Source organism: Bacillus cereus group sp. MG16 (assembly GCF_040459875.1).
Lineage (GTDB): Bacteria > Bacillota > Bacilli > Bacillales > Bacillaceae_G > Bacillus_A > Bacillus_A paranthracis.
The window spans coordinates 3,962,592-3,978,513 of sequence record NZ_JARVHE010000001.1; the positions used below are offsets into that span (position 1 = coordinate 3,962,592).

The window sequence follows — 15,922 nt, forward strand, 5'->3', positions numbered from 1 at the left end:
CTATCCAATAATAATTCTCTCTTTCGGATATTTATAGCGAGGTGGCTGTTCTCTTCCGCCACTAGCTAGTATAAATGTTAAAATACCGACACGCCCGATAAACATAAGTACAATGAGTACAAGTTTACCAACAGTTGTTAAATCTGGCGTAATACCTGTCGATAGTCCTGTCGTCCCGAAAGCAGAACAGACTTCAACAATTAAACTCATAAGCGGTACATTTTCCGTAATAGATAAAATAAATAGTGCTGTGGCACATAATAAAATCCCCATTGTCATAACGACAGATGCTTTCAGCACGTCCTCTTCATGTAGCTGACGTTTGAAGACTCTAACCGTTCTCCCGCCTCTTGCAAAAGTGTATAGTGACAATATACTAACAGCAAATGTTGTTGTACGTATCCCACCCCCAACCGAACTTGGAGATGCTCCTATAAACATTAATATACTCATAAATAAAAGCGTCGGTTGTGACAATTCAAGTATATCCATTGTAGCAAGTCCCCCGCTTCGCGTCGTCACAGATTGGAATAGTGTATAGAAAACTGTTTCATGCCATGACTTTCCTGCTAAAAAATGATTTCGTTCTAGTAAAAAAATCATAATCGTTCCAACGACCACGAGCGCAAAAAATGTTGTTGTCGTCAATTTTGTAAATAGCGAAAAACGAAATAGTTGCTGTCTCCTTTTACTAAGGAATTGTTTCACTTCCATTAATACAGGGAAGCCGATTGCTCCTAAAATAATAAGTAACATATGAATCATTTGAACAATGTAATCTTTTTTATACGGAATTAGCGATTGTCCTGTTAAATCAAATCCGCCGTTCGTAGTTGCACTAACAGCTGCAAAAAAACCGTGAAAATAAGCTTCTTGCCAAGTTGGAAAGTAAAGTAAGAATCTTGTACCTAATAATATTGCTCCAATAAGCTCTATTGAAATAATTACAATTAAAATAGAACGCATCAATTCTACAAGACCTGATAAATTCCCTTGATTATGGTCTGCCATAATGAGTCTTCTTCTCTGCAAACCAATCTTTTTTCCTGTTATAATCCAAACGAATGTACCTAACGCCATAATTCCTAAGCCGCCCAATTGTAAAATAAGGGCTAAAATAATAATTCCTGCCGTAGTAAATGTATCTGAAATCGTAACAACAGACAGTCCCGTAACACTTACCGCACTAACAGATGTAAAGAGGGCATCGATAAATGTCCATTTCACATCAGCCTTTGTAACAAACGGTAAACTAAGTAATATTACCGATACAACTACTGCTAATAAATAAAACAAAACAATGAGTTGTACAGGACGCAATTTTTGTAAAAACTTTTTTATATCTCTCATTCCATCACTTCGCTACCTTTTTTCTATCGATTAAATAAAGAAAAATCTTCACTTTCTTTATTTGTAAATAACTGCTCAAATATTTTAGCAAATACCATTCCATACACAGTTCCATTACCTCCATATGGCAATGCATAAAATAAATTATGTATCTTATTATCTTCTTTTAAAATAGGGAGACCATCATGACTGCCGCCCAATAATACTCCGCCTGTATATCTTTATACTGCGGGAACATCTCTTTTATAATGTTAATAAGGACATCACGCTTATGCAATAATTTCGTATCACCGATTGTTTGAATTTTCATCGCTTCATCCAATCCACCTGCAATAATACGATTTTCATACGTCCTAAAATATAAGTAAGGCCTTGCTGTTTCCCAAATTAATGATTGCTCATGCCAGTCTTCAAATGAATCCACCTTATTTGTCACAACTGCATATGATGTTTCCACTGTTGTATTTTTTTCTTTCTTTCCGAAAAGTGCTTCATAACCCGTCGCCATAATAATATTCTTTGCTACAATTTGATTTCCTGTTTTCGTATAACAAATTAAATCATTTTGACGTTTTTTTATATGTATGGCCTCTGTATGTTCATATATAGTAGCACCCATTTGATTTGCTTTATGCAAAAGGCTATGCGCTAATAAATACGGATTTACCTCAGCATCACCGTGTGTATATAATGCCGCTTGTCTTGTAAAAGGATACCGTTCCTTAATATCAGATGCTGTAAAATACTCAACTGGAAACCCATACTTCTGTAACGTTTTGTATTCCTCTTGTAAAAATGAGACATCTTCACTTTTACTTGCATAATATAAACTGTTTCGCGGAATAAACTGGGGATCGATATCGAGAGTCGGTACAACTTTCTCCATTGTTCGTAACGCTTCGTAACAAAGCTTATATGCTCGCACCCCTTTTTCTTCCCCAAATGTATGGATAAGTGAGGTTAACGATTTATCATGAAGAAATTGTAATAACCCTGTATTAGCAGCTGTGCTGCCACATGAAATCATATTTTTTTCAATAAGTGTAACGCGCATTCCCATTTTCGCTAACGAATACGCTATTTGAGCACCCGCTTCGCCACTTCCAACTACAAGCACATCACATATCATATCATTTTCTAACGATGGATAACAAGGCATAGAAGCTCCTGTATCCCAAAACAACTTACCAATCATAAGCTTCATAATTATACTCCTAAAATATAAATTTCTCCTTTCTATGTTTTGTTATTTTACATAAAAAAATCCAACTAACATATGCTAGTTGGATTTTTTTATTTTTACTTAGAGCGCTCGTCAAGCCAGTCTCCAATCGTCGGATACGTTTGTTTTACCGCTGTTCCACCGTAAACAATCGACATATGTCCCGTTGGTAAACATACATATTGTTTATCTGTGCTAGAAATATGATCTAGCAACGCTTCTACTTGGCACGGTAGGGCGATATGATCACGTTTCCCTGAAATATTTAAGACATTCGCCTTAATATTTGCAAGGTCTACCTTTTGTCCGCGAATAACGAGTTCACCCTTAACCAATTTATTGTTTTGATAAAAATCACGAATCCACTGTCTGTATGATTCACCTGGGAATGGAATACCATCGCCAACCCACTTTTGAACTAACCTCCAGCTTTCAACGAAGCGCTCATTCTCTGAACGATCTACTAAAGCAACATATGGACCAACAAAGTTCGTAATTGGTTTTAACATTTTGTTTCCGAAATCAATCATTTCTGGCGGAATATTTCCAAATGTATCAACCGCTTTATCTAGATTGAAGTATTTCTCATCTAATAAAGGACCATATAATCCTGTTTCAGAGAAATCAAAAGGACTTGTCATAAAGATTAGGTTACGAATTGGCATGTGCGGATGAAGTGCCGCATAAATAGAAGTTAGCGTTCCCCCCATGCAATAACCAAGTAAAGAAATCTCGTCCGATTTTGCAGTTCGCATTACTTTTTTCACTGCTTTTGCAATATAATCAAACACAAAATCATCAAATTTCAAATGACTATCTTCTAAACCAAATGTGCCCCAATCAAGCATATACACATCAAAACCACGGTCCACTAAATATTCCACTAAACTATTTCCAGGAGTTAAATCCATAATATATGGTTTATTAATAAGAGCATATATTAATAGAATTGGAACTCTTTGTGTTTTTTCTTGTTTTGGAATGTAGCGATAAAGCTTCGTCTTATTCTTCGTCCAAATAACCTCTTTCGGCGTTAATCCTACTTGTGGCTCTGGTTCACGTAATAAAATTTCACTCGCCCTTTTCACTCGACGATATGCTTTTCGGTATTCTTCTGGGTATAGCTCTAATTGCTTTTCCCATTCTGTTGCGAATGTAGTCATTTTTCTATCTCCTTTTTGGTCAATTTCCTTCTAAAAAAAGAAGTGCATTCCTGCTATGGATATGCACTTTTTTCTTACTTCATTACATATATAATCCGCCGTTAATGTTTAATTGCTGACCTGTGATATAAGCACCGTCATGGCATAGGTATACTACACCTTTTGCAATTTCATCAGCTTGACCAAAACGTTTTTTCGGGATTTTCGCAACGATTTTTTGGCGTACTTCTTCTGGTACTTCTGCTACCATTTCAGTATCAATAAATCCTGGGCAAATAGCGTTTACAGTTACATTTGTTTTTGCAAGCTCTAATGCTAATGATTTTGTAAATCCTAGCATACCTGCTTTTGCTGCTGAATAGTTTGTTTGTCCAAATCCACCGGCTTGACCAATAATAGAAGAAATGCTAATAATTCTACCTTCTTCTGCTTCCGTTATGTATGGAAGTACCGCGCTTGTCGTATTAAACACACTGCTTAAGTTCACGTCAATTACGCGTTCCCAATCTTCACGATTTAACTTTTTGAATGTACGATCTCTTGTAATACCAGCATTATTAACAAGAATATCAACTTTACCAAAATGATTCACTGCTTCTTCTACAAGTCGGTTTGCGTCTTCTACTTTAGAAACATCTGCTTGAACTGCATAAACGTCATGTCCTTCTTTTCCTAGTTCATTTACTAAGTTTTCAGCTGCTTCTTTACTGCTGTTATAGTTAATAACAACTTTTGCGCCCTCTTGTGCTAACGCTACTGTGATCGCTTTTCCAATCCCTTTTGCCCCACCTGTTACGATTGCTACTTTTCCATTTAATTGAACCATTTCTTTTCCCCCTTAAATGAATTTGTGAACGACTATTATGAATCATTTTGGTACTCATACTATGGAGTCCCTATATAATTATGTTTCGCTGTTTATACATAGAAAAGAGATTCTCCCTTTCTCTTTCATATGTTATAAACAAGCGCTATTATCACTTTTTATTTTCTGGCTTATTCGTAGGTTTTACTTCTTCTTTTACAGGTTCTTGTAGTTTTGCTAGTACTGCATTTTGCTTTTCTAGCAATTCTAAAATTTGATCAACTTTCGTTTCTAATGTGCGAATATCTTGTTTTACTTTCGTAACATCGCGCTTTAATGTAGGAGCTTGTCCTACTGACTCTACCTTATCTTCTAGAAACTCCTCAATGTTATCCACTTTATTTTCTAAGTTAATAACAAGCGTAGCCACTCTAGCGATATCCTCTTTCGTAGGCACATTCACCTGCTCTAAATAATTTTTTGTCGTATCATTTAATGCTTTTTGATAAAACAAATTCAAATCTAGAACGCTGCCCATCCAAGCAGAATATTCTTCTGTTTTAATTGTTTCATTGAGCGCTTTTCCCCAAAATGTTTCGGTTTGTTCATAAGCATTTTTCCATGCTTGTAGTGGATCGAATTTTTGATCAATCACTTTACCTACACTCCCTTTTTTGTTTTTGAAACAATTCAACCTATTCATTATTTTCTAATATTCTGAATAAAACTTCAAGTCTATATTTTATTTTTTTCTATTTTCTAACAAATGTATTGACTTTAAAAACAGATAGGTGTAAATTGCACTTATAAGCAAAAAATTCCATCTAACTGATTCATGAGGTGATGCACAATCATGCTACATAATGAACCAGAACAACGCGAAAGTTTGGAGAACAACCAAGCAAAACAACCAAACTCCATGCCAAAAAACTTCTTAGTTCCCTTCTTACTTCTCTGTCTTAAAGACTGGAGTCTTCATGGTTACAAACTTATTCAAATGCTAATGGATATCGGCTTTTCTTCTGTTGACCAAGGTAATGTGTACAGAACACTACGCAAATTAGAAAAAGAAAACCTTATTTCTTCTACTTGGGATACAAGCGACGGAGGGCCAGCAAAAAGAATTTATTCTTTAACTGAATATGGAGAGCAATATTTAACAACATGTGCGACTTCTTTTGAGCATTATCAAAATATGTTGCGGACGTTTTTCACGTTATACACCAATGCATTCTTTCCATTTTCTACTTCTCCAGAAAAGGATGAAAAAGATTCTTCATCTTCACCTGGTGATACAGCAGAGTAATCTGCGTTCACAATATGTAAAAAAACATTTGGGGGTCAAACAATGGAAACTAAACCATACGAATTAGTCGATGCATTTTGGAGAAACTGGTCTCAATCACTTTCCCTTTTCTCTTCAGCTGGGAAACAATTAGAGCAACTTACTTTAGAAACATTAAAACAACAACAAGATGCTTTGCATAAATTAACATCAGGAGTAGATGAACTAGAAAAAGAACTGCAACAATTTACTACTCAATTCAATAATCAGTATACAGATTACGTGAAGCAATTAACTGGAAACTCCTTAAATGATCAAATTAATGAGTGGCAAGACAAATGGAAAGAGCTTTCTGCTCATATGCAACAGCTAACTGTTTCTCCTACAAAAACATCTTTGTCTATCCTTACTCAAACAAGCGGTCAATTTGAAGAAACAACGAAGCAATTTATTGAACAACAACAATTACAACGTGAAGAGGCTCAAAAACAGTTAGAAGGTTTTTTGGAAGATTTCAAGACAAAACAGTTGGAACTCGCAAAAAAGTTCGAGGAAAACTCAAAAAATCTATTTACTTCCATCAAGTAAGAAAAATGTGGGAGCTAACTGCAGCACAAACAAAACTCTTTCTTCCTCCTACTACATCAAGATGGCTAGCATTTTTCGATATGGAAAAGAAGGAGGACAAAATGAATCCATTTCAAGAAGCACAAACCGTCCCGGAGCTTCGTTATGATGAGATTCAAGTCGGTGATCAAGCATCACTTACAAAAACGATTACGGATGAGGACGTTATCAATTTTGCAAAATTGACTGGAGATGTGAATCCTATTCATATTTTAGATTCTTTTGCAAAAACGACAATGTTTAAAGAACGTATTGCTCATGGTATGCTCGTTTCAAGTTTTATTTCTACCATCCTTGGAACGAAACTCCCGGGTAAAAATACGATTTATTTATCTCAAAACGTTTCATTCCGCGCTCCTGTCAAAATCGGCGATACACTTCGCGTTGTGGCAGAGGTCATCAAAAAACGTGACGATAAAAAAATCATTACGTTGCAAACAAATATATATAATCAATCGGATGATATTGTCGTGGAAGGTACAGCGACAATACTAAAAAAAGAGTAGCAAAAATTGCTACTCTTTTTTCTATCCAATAACTTCTAATCACACCGATTACTTCCGCGTATGAGCACGCCGGTTCCACATAAAATAACGGTACCAGTTCAGATACATACTTAGCTGAACTGGATTACTCATAAGGATGTGTATCATCATGGCAAAAACAAACAAATTACTAGTTCCAGGTGCTGAACAAGCACTTGATCAATTTAAATATGAAATTGCACAAGAATTCGGCGTAAGCTTAGGGTCTAATACTGCATCACGTTCTAACGGATCAGTTGGCGGTGAAGTAACAAAACGTCTTGTTTCTTTAGCTCAACAACAATTACGTGGATAACAATATAACATATGGCTTAGAGGCAGATATTCTCTGCCTCTTTCTATTTTTAACATACATAATGGTGCTTTTTCACATACTAGTAAAAGCAAACTGAAAGGAACGATATGTAACATGAAACGGATTAACATTCACATGAGTCCTCCCCGTGTTCTTACTTTGTCTTTTATTATGTTATCAATTATCGGTACATGCTTATTAAAATTGCCAATTGCTACAACGACGTCTATTTCATGGCTCGATGCTTTATTTACAACCGTTTCTGCTTGTACGGTTACAGGGCTTGGTGTTGTGGACACTGGGAAAGTATTTACCTTATTTGGCCAATGTGTCATTTTAACACTTATACAAGTGGGCGGACTTGGCATTATGAGCTTTGCCGTTTTAATTGCGATTATGCTTGGCAGAAAAATTGGCCTTCAAAACCGAATTTTACTGCAACAAGCATTAAATCAAACGAATATAGGCGGTGTCATTCGTCTTGCCAAAGCATTATTTTTATTCTCTTTTACAGTCGAATGTATCGCTGCTTTCATTCTTTCTTTTGAATGGGTACCGAAATATGGGATTGCTAAAGGGATCTATTATAGCTTTTTTCATTCCATCTCTGCTTTTAACAATGCAGGTTTTTCTGTTTGGAGCGATAATTTAATGTCCCACTCTCATAGCATTCTTGTCAATCTCGTCATTTCCTCCCTCATTATTTTAGGTGGGATTGGTTTTACAGTAATCGTAGATATAAAAAGAAAGAAAAATTTTAAAAACCTTACATTACACTCAAAACTTATGCTCTCTTCTACTCTAATCATCAATATTATTGCGACTGTTTTTATTTTTATATTCGAGTTTCACAATTCTCTTTCTATGAGAGGCTTTACCCCATTTGAAGAAGGCATGGCTGCTTATTTCCAAGCTATTTCAACGCGTACTGCCGGGTTTAATACAGTTGATATTTCCGCATTATCAAAGCCTTCCCTTTTATTAATGATGCTTCTAATGTTTATCGGAGCCGGTAGTGCTTCAACTGGCGGTGGGATTAAATTAACAACCTTTTTAATCATGTTTTTTGGGGTATTTAAATTTTTACAAGAACAAGATGATATTGTCGTGTTTAAAAAGTCCATTAAAGACACTCTCATTGTCAAATCATTAACCATCGCTATTATTTCTATTTCATTTATTTTTTTTGCTATTTTAATTTTAAGTATTACTGAGCGAGTTCCTCTATTGATGAGTGCTTTCGAAGTATTTTCAGCATTTGGGACTGTCGGTCTCAGTATGAATTTCACACCACACTTAACGATGATTGGAAAAGCTATTATTATCTTTATGATGTTTTTTGGGAAGATGGGGCCTTTAACATTAGCTTTTTCATTTGCACGTAAAAAGAACCGGAAAATAAAATATCCGAATGAAGACATTTTAACAGGTTGACAACCGTATAAATTATCCATATAATGAGAGTACAATAGCATATCTCCAAAGGGGAGTAGCGTCCAAGAATATTTCTTGGAAACAAAGTCGTCATTACGTAGAACTTAGTTCTTCCGGCTTTGTTGGCATTTTCATTACATATGTCTAGCAAGACCTTTGCCTATTAACGGCAGAGGTCTTTTTTGCATCCATTTCCAAATTCTTCTAAAGTTAATAGGCAGGAGTATGGGGAAACTAAATAGTGGGGAAATTCTTCACTTATTTAGTACTTATAGAAATGAGAGGAGAATGTACATGGATGTATCATTATTATTGGAGTATGGTTGGGTATTACTCATCCTAATTGCACTAGAGGGGATTTTAGCGGCTGACAACGCTCTTGTTCTTGCAATTATGGTAAAACATTTACCAGAAGAAAAAAGAAAGAAAGCACTATTTTATGGATTAGCAGGGGCATTTGTTTTCCGTTTCGGATCGTTATTTATGATTTCGTTCCTAGTCGACGTATGGCAAGTGCAAGCAATCGGTGCCATTTACCTTATGTTTATCGCTGGTAATCACTTATTTAAAACGTATGTTAAAAAGAATACAGATGAAGAAACAGAAGAAAAAGAAGCAAAGAAAAAACAAGAGAACTTTTGGTGGACTGTATTTAAAGTTGAAGTTGCAGATATCGCCTTCGCAGTTGATTCTATTTTAGCTGCTGTTGCATTAGCAATGACTTTACCAAAAACAGGATTAGGTACAATTGGTAGTCTTGATACTGGACAATTCGTTGTTATCTTTGTAGGTGGACTTATCGGATTAATCATTATGCGATTTGCGGCAACTGCTTTCGTACAAATTTTAAAACGTAAACCAGGACTTGAAACTGCGGCATTCTTAATTGTAGGTTGGGTTGGTGTGAAACTAGCAGTTTATACGTTAGCACACCCTGCATTAAATGTAATTCCGCACTCATTCCCAGAATCTACACCATGGAAGCTTACATTCTGGATTGTATTAGTTGGAATCGCAGCTGGTGGTTGGTTCTTCTCAAAAGAAGTAGAAACAAAAGTAGAAAAGAATTTAGACGAAAAAGCGCTGTAATTACAGTGCTTTTTCTTTTTGCCCTTCCCCCTCTCAATGTCCAGAAAAAGTTCTATTATACTATCTTTTGTAAACGCTTTCTTTATATATGTATGTCCTTTTTGTGAAACATTGCACAAACTTATTGAAACTATAAAAGAATCCATGTACTTTATTCATATAAGGAGTATTTATAGATGATGTACTAAAGGAGCGTATTACTCATGCTAGAACAAGGATTAGATTATGTTGTCAAACTGGCTAAGAGCAAAAAACAAATGTTAGATACAAACCCGATGCAATATTTCATTCGTGCCGCACTTGCGGGTATTTATATCGGTTTTATTATTGTACTATGTTTTAAATTAGGTAACTTTTTTCACATTGCAGATTCACCAGCAACTTATTTAGCTGCTTCTATGTTTTTCGGAATTGCCCTCATACTTATTATATATGGTGGTGCTGAATTGTTTACTGGAAACACAATGTACTTCACTGTAGCAACTTTAAGAAAAGAAACAACAATTGCTGATACACTTCGTAACTGGTTTGCTTGTTATGCAGGCAATTTAGCTGGTGCTTTATTCTTTGCCTTACTATTTTACGCAACTGGCATTTTTGAAGCAATTGATCACGGTCATTTCATGAATAAAGTAGTAGAAGGAAAAATGAATACACCTACAATGCAACTATTCTTTAAAGCAATTTTATGTAACTGGCTTGTATGTCTTGCTTGTTTCTTACCTTCTCAAGTTAAAGGTGATACAGCAAAAATTATGATGATGATGATGCTCGTTTTCACATTCTTCTTATCTGGTTACGAGCATAGCATCGCAAACTTATCACTGTTTGCTTTATCTTTAGTTTCACCGCATCCTGAGACAATTTCTTTTGCAGGTGCTATTCATAACTTAATTCCAGTTACAATCGGTAACATTATTGGTGGGTCTGTATTTGTCGGTATGGTATACCATTACTTAACAAAGAAAGTACCTGACGTGAAACAAGAAGAAACTGAATTAGGAGCAGCTCAACAAGAAGAAATCATTCCGTTGCAAGCGCATATGAAACATTAAAAACTCCAAAGTTTTACTTTGGAGTTTTTAGCTCCCCACATATTTAACAACAAGATTAGGATTAATCTCTCCTTCTTCCTTTCCCTTATTCATTCTCTGTTTCATCTTATGCATACCGATGACATCATTCGTATGAAAGTGTATTTCATTTACATATAAACCCTCTTTACAAAAAGCTTCGACAAAATCTAATCCACTTTTCTCTCCCCATCCCATATTGAAATCAAGGGAAAGAACATTCACCTCATAATCTCGTACCATTTGCAAAGCACATTCTACTGTAGTTGCGAGCACGTAACCGTACGGACAACTTCTTTGATCATCCATATATACATTCATTTTCTATCCCCTCTCTATTTTGCATACGTGACCAACATGTAACATATTGCCCCAAGACTAATAAAAGGACCAAACGGTATTTGAGTCCTCATTTTCATACGTTTTAATACGAGACCAGCTCCAAAGAAACAAAGACTAAAGCAAGATGCTAAAAATAAAACGATAAAAATCCCTTTCAGTCCCACTATAAATCCAAGTAACGAAAGTAATTTTATATCCCCTCCCCCAAGCCCTTCTGGATATATCTTTTGCATGCAGTATAACAAAATGAATATAACGCAACTACCAACTATACTATCTATCCAAGTGACTAACGGTATAAAAGCACATTCTAAAATGAGTAAACAAGCAAACCAAGCTAAAATACGATTTGGAATTAACATATATATGTAATCTGTAACTGAAATAATAAGAAGTAACGAAAAAAGTGATAAAACGATAATAAGCTCTCGTTCCACCCCAATCATATATACAGTAAGAAGACATATCATTCCAGTTACAAGTTCAAATACTACGTACAAAATTGAAATTTTCCTCTTACAATTCGTACAACGCCCTCTTTGCATACAAAAAGAAATGATTGGAATCAATTCTTTTGGCTTTAGCACATACTTACAATAATGACAATATGAACGCGGGGTTATGATAGACTCCCCTAGCGGAACTCTCATCGCAATTACCATAAAAAAAGAACCAAACACCATCCCCGCTAACAATGCATATACATAAGTGAACATCCCTTCCTCTCCTTTCCAGAAGAACATAGCAAAAAAAGGAGAGAACTTCTACTTCATATTATCTCTATTCTATTAAAAAAGCAGGCCATTTTCTGGCCTGCTTTCCCCTATTTTATACGATGAAATATACTGCTTTTAATGGTCCATGTACTCCGACAACAAGATTCATTTCTATATCTGCCGAGTTACTAGGTCCTGTAATAAAGTTAATACAAGATGCCACTGTCTCGCCATTTTCTACACGCTTGTTCATATCCTCAACTGCTTGTGTAATACGAGGTACAAGTGTTTCACGTGGAATAATAGCAAGGTATACAGTCGGTAAAAAGTGTAAAGAACGGCCTTGGCCTTTATGACTTTGTACAACGATCGTACCAGATTCGGCTAAAGTATAATCACTAAATGCAATTCCAATATTCGCTCTTTCCGCGATACGCATATTCTCTTCTTTTTTCTCAGGATCCCATACGTTCACTTCAACATTTTGCTTTGGAAGTTCTTCTTTAAATAAAGAAGTCAATCCATAAGAATCAAAACGTTCATCTGCCGATAACATAATAGGTCCCCCGCCGTTTTCAACGATTACTTTTTGAATATCTTCACGTAAACGATCATTTGTCGTTTCCACAACAGTTGTATGAATGTTTGTACATTGATTTTTAAATACTTCTAACAATTCTTCTTGTGAATAATTTTTTAACGTTTCTTTATTCACATTGTTTTTCCATACTGGACGTTTTACACCATCCGTTTTACGCGCGCGTCCAAGTTCTTTTGCAATATTTTCTAGAAAGGACTCACGGTTTTGAATTAATCCTGTCATTATTTGTCCCCGCCTTTCTTATGATCTTTATACCAATCACGGAATCGTTCTTTACTTGGAGCCGGGAATTCACGAATATCTGTCCAGTTTTTAAGTGGCCCAACACCTTTTGATACACGGTTACCAGATGTAAATGGACTCATTGCTGCTGGCGCCATCTTTGATCCCATTTTATATAAAGCTGCTGAAGATGCACCCATACTAAACATTTTCATTGCTAATTTTTCTGCAAGTGGAGCACGCCCTTCTTGCTCAACGATAACTTGACGATGTTTTAATAATAAATCATGCAATGGAATTTTTACTGGACAAGCTTCTGTACACGCTCCGCATAAACTAGAAGCATAAGGAAGCTCTTTGTAATCATCATATCCACCTAAAAGTGGTGTTAATACCGCCCCAATTGGTCCTGAGTATATAGAACCATATGAATGTCCACCAACATGTCGATATACAGGGCATACGTTCACACAAGCAGCACAACGAATACATTGCAACACTTGACGGAATTCAGATCCGAGAATTTGAGAACGACCATTATCAACCACAACTAAGTGGAATTCTTCTGGGCCATCTACTTCCTCTTCTTGAATTGGTCCCGCTACCGTTACATAACTTGTTAACTTTTGACCTACTGCACTACGACATAGTAAACCAACTAAAACATCTAATTCTTCCATTGTCGGAACCATACGTTCCATACCCATAACCGCAATTTGTGTTTTTGGAATCGACATAACAAGGTCGGCATTACCTTCATTTGTTACTAAACAAAGAGAGCCAGTATTTGCAACAGCGAAGTTACAACCTGTCACACCAATTTCAGCATCCATAAATTTTTCACGAAGTTGTTTACGAACAAACTTTGTCATTTCGTATGGATCATCAGAATTTTCATAGCCAAGCTTTTCTTTAAATACGTCACGAATTTGCGTTCTATTTTTATGAAGAGCAGGCGCAATAATATGTGAAGGTGGATCGTTATCTACTTGCAGAATATACTCTCCTAGATCACTTTCTAACACTTCACAACCGATTTCTTCAAGCGCATGGTTCATACTAATTTCTTCTGTTACCATTGACTTTGATTTTACTACCTTTTTTGCCTGCTTCTTTTTTGCAACGTCTTGAATATACTTTGCTGCTTCCTCTTTCGTTTTCGCAAAGTACACATGTCCGCCTCTTTTGGATACATTTTCACTTAACTGCATTAAGTAATAATCAAGATTTTCTAACGTATGTTGACGAATTTCTTCACCGAGTTCACGCCATTCTTCCCAGTTTCCTAATTCATCTGCTGCTTTTAAACGATTCGTATATAAGCGTGTTTGTGCAGAAGATACTGCTCCGCGCATAAACGAATCTTGAATTCCATCGCCAACGCGATCATTAAATTTTTTCTCACTGATTTTCATAGACATAGCTTATGTTCCCCCTTCATGAGCGACTATTCAGTACCTCAGCAATATGCATTACTTTTATTTCTTTTCCTAAACGCTCAATACGTCCGCCAATGTTTAACAAACACCCACAATCTGCACCGATTAAATAATCAGCGCCTGTTTCCATTGCACTATCTACCTTTTCATCTACCATTTGCTCAGAAATTGGAGTCATCTTCACTGAAAACGTTCCCCCAAACCCACAACAATTTTGCACATTTGGTAACTCTCTCACAGTTAACCCTTTTACATTTGATAATAAAATTCCTGGTGCCTCTGTTACTCCAAGCATACGTGTCATATGACATGATTTATGAATAGTAGCAATCCCTGGTAAACTTGCACCAACATCAGTAACCTTTAAAACGTCTACAATAAATTGTGTAAATTCATATGTTTTATCAGCAACTTTTTGTGCACGTTTAGCCCACTTCGGATCATCTTTAAAAACATGCGGATACTCATGAAACATTGTCGCACAAGAACCAGATGGCGTAACGATATATTCTGCATCTTCAAAAGTTTCAATCATATGTTTCATCGCTTCTTTTGCAGCTTCTACATGGCCGCTATTATAAGCAGGCTGACCGCAACAAACTTGTGCTTCTGGAAATTCAATTTCACACCCTAAACGCTCCAACACCTCAACTGTTGCTTTGCCGACATTTGTTTCAAACATATCGACTAAACAAGTAACAAATAAAGTAACTTTCATAATTATTACTCCCCCTTTTTACAACTCCACCAACAAACATATGGTCATCAGATGACTAAGGAGAGAAGAAATAGGCTCAACCATGGCCTATCCTCTCCCTCTTCTAAAGAAAACGCTTACTTAATCTTACTCTATTTTATCAGAAAATTAGATTTTTAAAAGATTAAATTAAGAATTTATATCGTTGCTACCTGTGACAATATGTTCTACATTTGTTAAATGATCTAGCATTGCTTGCTGCGCTAATTCTACATCTTGCTTTAACACTGCATCATATATAACTTGATGCTCTTCTATAAGTCGTTCTGATGTTGTTTGTTCACCATATAAAATAATGCGTCTTGATTCACCAATCGTTTCAGCAATCATCTCTGAAACATGATTCATGAGTTCAAGCAAAATGTTGTTATGCGAAGACTCTGCAATTCCCATATGGAACTGAAAATCTGCTTTTTCACCAGCTTTTTCATCTCCAACGCTCTTTGCCATTTCATCTAACCAATGCTTCATATTTTGTAAATTATCTTCCGTACGTTTTGCCGCAGCTGCTCGAACTGCCCCCACTTCAAGCACCTTTCGTACTTCTAATAAATTCAAAATATCTTCTTTCTTCATCAATAATCTATTGTTTAATGATTTTGTTAATGAAGAAGAATCGAAGTTCTTCACATATGTACCTTCTCCTTGTTTCATCTCAATTAAGCCCATTGCTCTTAGCGCACTTAGCGCTTCACGAACAGCAGATCTACCAACTTGAAACTGCTCAGCTAATTGATGTACAGGAAGTAGTTTGTCACCAGGTTTTAACGTACCATTTTTAATCATTGTTAAAATAGCTTCAGATACTTCTTCGTAAATCTTTTTCGGTTTAATAGATTTGTACTCCAGTTAAATCACCTCAGTATCTTCCAAACAACAATTGAAACGATTTATAAGAACTTTGCATCATAACTATTTTAGAACGAATTGGTAAGAAGTACAAATGTTTTGTTCATA

General features: G+C 35.8%; 17 protein-coding genes, 1 pseudogene and 1 riboswitch. Of the genes and pseudogenes, 7 read left to right on the plus strand and 11 right to left on the minus strand.

All coding sequences use genetic code 11. The features are described 5' to 3' along the window. The 5 genes and pseudogenes from QCI73_RS20575 to phaR all read right to left on the minus strand — a co-directional run bounded on the left by QCI73_RS20575 (window position 1) and on the right by phaR (window position 5,195). Window positions 1-1,350 (minus strand): TrkH family potassium uptake protein, encoded by a 1,350-nt coding sequence (locus QCI73_RS20575; RefSeq protein ID WP_001204696.1) that lies wholly within the window; start codon window positions 1,348-1,350, stop codon window positions 1-3. A gap of 23 nt (window positions 1,351-1,373) precedes the next feature. Then, a pseudogene (locus tag QCI73_RS20580) lies at window positions 1,374-2,554 on the minus strand (NAD(P)/FAD-dependent oxidoreductase). Between the two features lie 95 nt (window positions 2,555-2,649). Then, window positions 2,650-3,735, minus strand: coding sequence for a class III poly(R)-hydroxyalkanoic acid synthase subunit PhaC (gene phaC, locus QCI73_RS20585; RefSeq protein ID WP_000206335.1), 1,086 nt, complete (start codon window positions 3,733-3,735; stop codon window positions 2,650-2,652). 82 nt (window positions 3,736-3,817) lie between these two features. Next, entirely contained in the window at window positions 3,818-4,561 is a 744-nt protein-coding gene (locus tag QCI73_RS20590) for an acetoacetyl-CoA reductase (RefSeq protein WP_353823641.1), read from the minus strand. Between the two features lie 151 nt (window positions 4,562-4,712). Beyond that, window positions 4,713-5,195, minus strand: a complete 483-nt coding sequence (gene phaR, locus QCI73_RS20595) for a polyhydroxyalkanoic acid synthase subunit PhaR (protein WP_000566940.1) — start codon at window positions 5,193-5,195, stop codon at window positions 4,713-4,715. A gap of 198 nt (window positions 5,196-5,393) precedes the next feature. Between phaR and phaQ the strand changes: the two genes are divergently transcribed. From phaQ to QCI73_RS20630, 7 genes are all read left to right on the plus strand, one after another. Beyond that, on the plus strand, window positions 5,394-5,846 hold the full coding sequence (gene phaQ / locus QCI73_RS20600; protein WP_000903020.1) for a poly-beta-hydroxybutyrate-responsive repressor: 453 nt from the start codon (window positions 5,394-5,396) through the stop codon (window positions 5,844-5,846). A 42-nt stretch (window positions 5,847-5,888) separates the two neighbouring features. Next, complete coding sequence (gene phaP, locus QCI73_RS20605) at window positions 5,889-6,413, plus strand: polyhydroxyalkanoic acid inclusion protein PhaP (protein ID WP_353823642.1); 525 nt, start codon at window positions 5,889-5,891, stop codon at window positions 6,411-6,413. A 101-nt stretch (window positions 6,414-6,514) separates the two neighbouring features. Continuing rightward, a complete protein-coding gene (locus QCI73_RS20610; RefSeq protein ID WP_001067916.1) occupies window positions 6,515-6,958 on the plus strand; it encodes a MaoC family dehydratase in 444 nt (147 codons plus the stop codon). 148 nt (window positions 6,959-7,106) lie between these two features. Continuing rightward, window positions 7,107-7,292 carry an alpha/beta-type small acid-soluble spore protein gene (locus tag QCI73_RS20615; RefSeq protein ID WP_001140707.1) on the plus strand — a complete coding sequence of 62 codons (186 nt, stop codon included), beginning with the start codon at window positions 7,107-7,109 and terminating at the stop codon, window positions 7,290-7,292. Between the two features lie 114 nt (window positions 7,293-7,406). Beyond that, on the plus strand, window positions 7,407-8,726 hold the full coding sequence (locus QCI73_RS20620) for a TrkH family potassium uptake protein (RefSeq protein WP_000822320.1): 1,320 nt from the start codon (window positions 7,407-7,409) through the stop codon (window positions 8,724-8,726). Window positions 8,727-8,764: 38 nt separating this feature from the next. After that, a riboswitch (yybP-ykoY riboswitch) is annotated at window positions 8,765-8,930 on the plus strand. Between the two features lie 90 nt (window positions 8,931-9,020). After that, window positions 9,021-9,815 (plus strand): TerC family protein, encoded by a 795-nt coding sequence (locus QCI73_RS20625; protein WP_000383322.1) that lies wholly within the window; start codon window positions 9,021-9,023, stop codon window positions 9,813-9,815. Window positions 9,816-10,018: 203 nt separating this feature from the next. Continuing rightward, window positions 10,019-10,870 (plus strand): formate/nitrite transporter family protein, encoded by an 852-nt coding sequence (locus tag QCI73_RS20630; protein ID WP_070805553.1) that lies wholly within the window; start codon window positions 10,019-10,021, stop codon window positions 10,868-10,870. A gap of 27 nt (window positions 10,871-10,897) precedes the next feature. Here QCI73_RS20630 and QCI73_RS20635 read toward each other — a convergent pair whose 3' ends face one another. From QCI73_RS20635 to QCI73_RS20660, 6 genes are all read right to left on the minus strand, one after another. Continuing rightward, complete coding sequence (locus tag QCI73_RS20635; RefSeq protein WP_001103780.1) at window positions 10,898-11,209, minus strand: cyclic-phosphate processing receiver domain-containing protein; 312 nt, start codon at window positions 11,207-11,209, stop codon at window positions 10,898-10,900. A 14-nt stretch (window positions 11,210-11,223) separates the two neighbouring features. Beyond that, window positions 11,224-11,946: a prepilin peptidase gene (locus tag QCI73_RS20640; RefSeq protein ID WP_000495748.1), complete on the minus strand. Its 723-nt coding sequence runs from the start codon at window positions 11,944-11,946 to the stop codon at window positions 11,224-11,226. A gap of 112 nt (window positions 11,947-12,058) precedes the next feature. Then, window positions 12,059-12,769, minus strand: a complete 711-nt coding sequence (locus tag QCI73_RS20645) for a LutC/YkgG family protein (protein ID WP_000147208.1) — start codon at window positions 12,767-12,769, stop codon at window positions 12,059-12,061. Then, entirely contained in the window at window positions 12,769-14,190 is a 1,422-nt protein-coding gene (locus tag QCI73_RS20650; RefSeq protein ID WP_000061914.1) for a LutB/LldF family L-lactate oxidation iron-sulfur protein, read from the minus strand. Before QCI73_RS20650 ends, QCI73_RS20645 begins: the two co-directional genes overlap by 1 nt. 16 nt (window positions 14,191-14,206) lie before the next feature. After that, window positions 14,207-14,926, minus strand: a complete 720-nt coding sequence (locus QCI73_RS20655) for a (Fe-S)-binding protein (protein ID WP_000869149.1) — start codon at window positions 14,924-14,926, stop codon at window positions 14,207-14,209. Window positions 14,927-15,094: 168 nt separating this feature from the next. Beyond that, window positions 15,095-15,784, minus strand: coding sequence for a FadR/GntR family transcriptional regulator (locus tag QCI73_RS20660; protein WP_255254326.1), 690 nt, complete (start codon window positions 15,782-15,784; stop codon window positions 15,095-15,097). Window positions 15,785-15,922: the final 138 nt, after the last annotated feature.

What these genes read in the sequence shown, in the direction of transcription:
- QCI73_RS20625 (WP_000383322.1), top strand. Translation starts at nt 9,021, where the DNA reads ATGGATGTATCATTATTATTGGAGTATGGTTGGGTATTACTCATCCTA.
- QCI73_RS20615 (WP_001140707.1), top strand. Translation starts at nt 7,107, where the DNA reads ATGGCAAAAACAAACAAATTACTAGTTCCAGGTGCTGAACAAGCACTT.
- QCI73_RS20590 (WP_353823641.1), bottom strand. Translation starts at nt 4,561, where the DNA reads ATGGTTCAATTAAATGGAAAAGTAGCAATCGTAACAGGTGGGGCAAAA.
- QCI73_RS20575 (WP_001204696.1), bottom strand. Translation starts at nt 1,350, where the DNA reads ATGAGAGATATAAAAAAGTTTTTACAAAAATTGCGTCCTGTACAACTC.
- phaQ (WP_000903020.1), top strand. Translation starts at nt 5,394, where the DNA reads ATGCTACATAATGAACCAGAACAACGCGAAAGTTTGGAGAACAACCAA.
- QCI73_RS20630 (WP_070805553.1), top strand. Translation starts at nt 10,019, where the DNA reads ATGCTAGAACAAGGATTAGATTATGTTGTCAAACTGGCTAAGAGCAAA.
- QCI73_RS20620 (WP_000822320.1), top strand. Translation starts at nt 7,407, where the DNA reads ATGAAACGGATTAACATTCACATGAGTCCTCCCCGTGTTCTTACTTTG.
- QCI73_RS20610 (WP_001067916.1), top strand. Translation starts at nt 6,515, where the DNA reads ATGAATCCATTTCAAGAAGCACAAACCGTCCCGGAGCTTCGTTATGAT.
- QCI73_RS20640 (WP_000495748.1), bottom strand. Translation starts at nt 11,946, where the DNA reads ATGTTCACTTATGTATATGCATTGTTAGCGGGGATGGTGTTTGGTTCT.
- phaC (WP_000206335.1), bottom strand. Translation starts at nt 3,735, where the DNA reads ATGACTACATTCGCAACAGAATGGGAAAAGCAATTAGAGCTATACCCA.
- QCI73_RS20645 (WP_000147208.1), bottom strand. Translation starts at nt 12,769, where the DNA reads ATGACAGGATTAATTCAAAACCGTGAGTCCTTTCTAGAAAATATTGCA.
- phaP (WP_353823642.1), top strand. Translation starts at nt 5,889, where the DNA reads ATGGAAACTAAACCATACGAATTAGTCGATGCATTTTGGAGAAACTGG.
- QCI73_RS20635 (WP_001103780.1), bottom strand. Translation starts at nt 11,209, where the DNA reads ATGAATGTATATATGGATGATCAAAGAAGTTGTCCGTACGGTTACGTG.
- QCI73_RS20655 (WP_000869149.1), bottom strand. Translation starts at nt 14,926, where the DNA reads ATGAAAGTTACTTTATTTGTTACTTGTTTAGTCGATATGTTTGAAACA.
- QCI73_RS20650 (WP_000061914.1), bottom strand. Translation starts at nt 14,190, where the DNA reads ATGTCTATGAAAATCAGTGAGAAAAAATTTAATGATCGCGTTGGCGAT.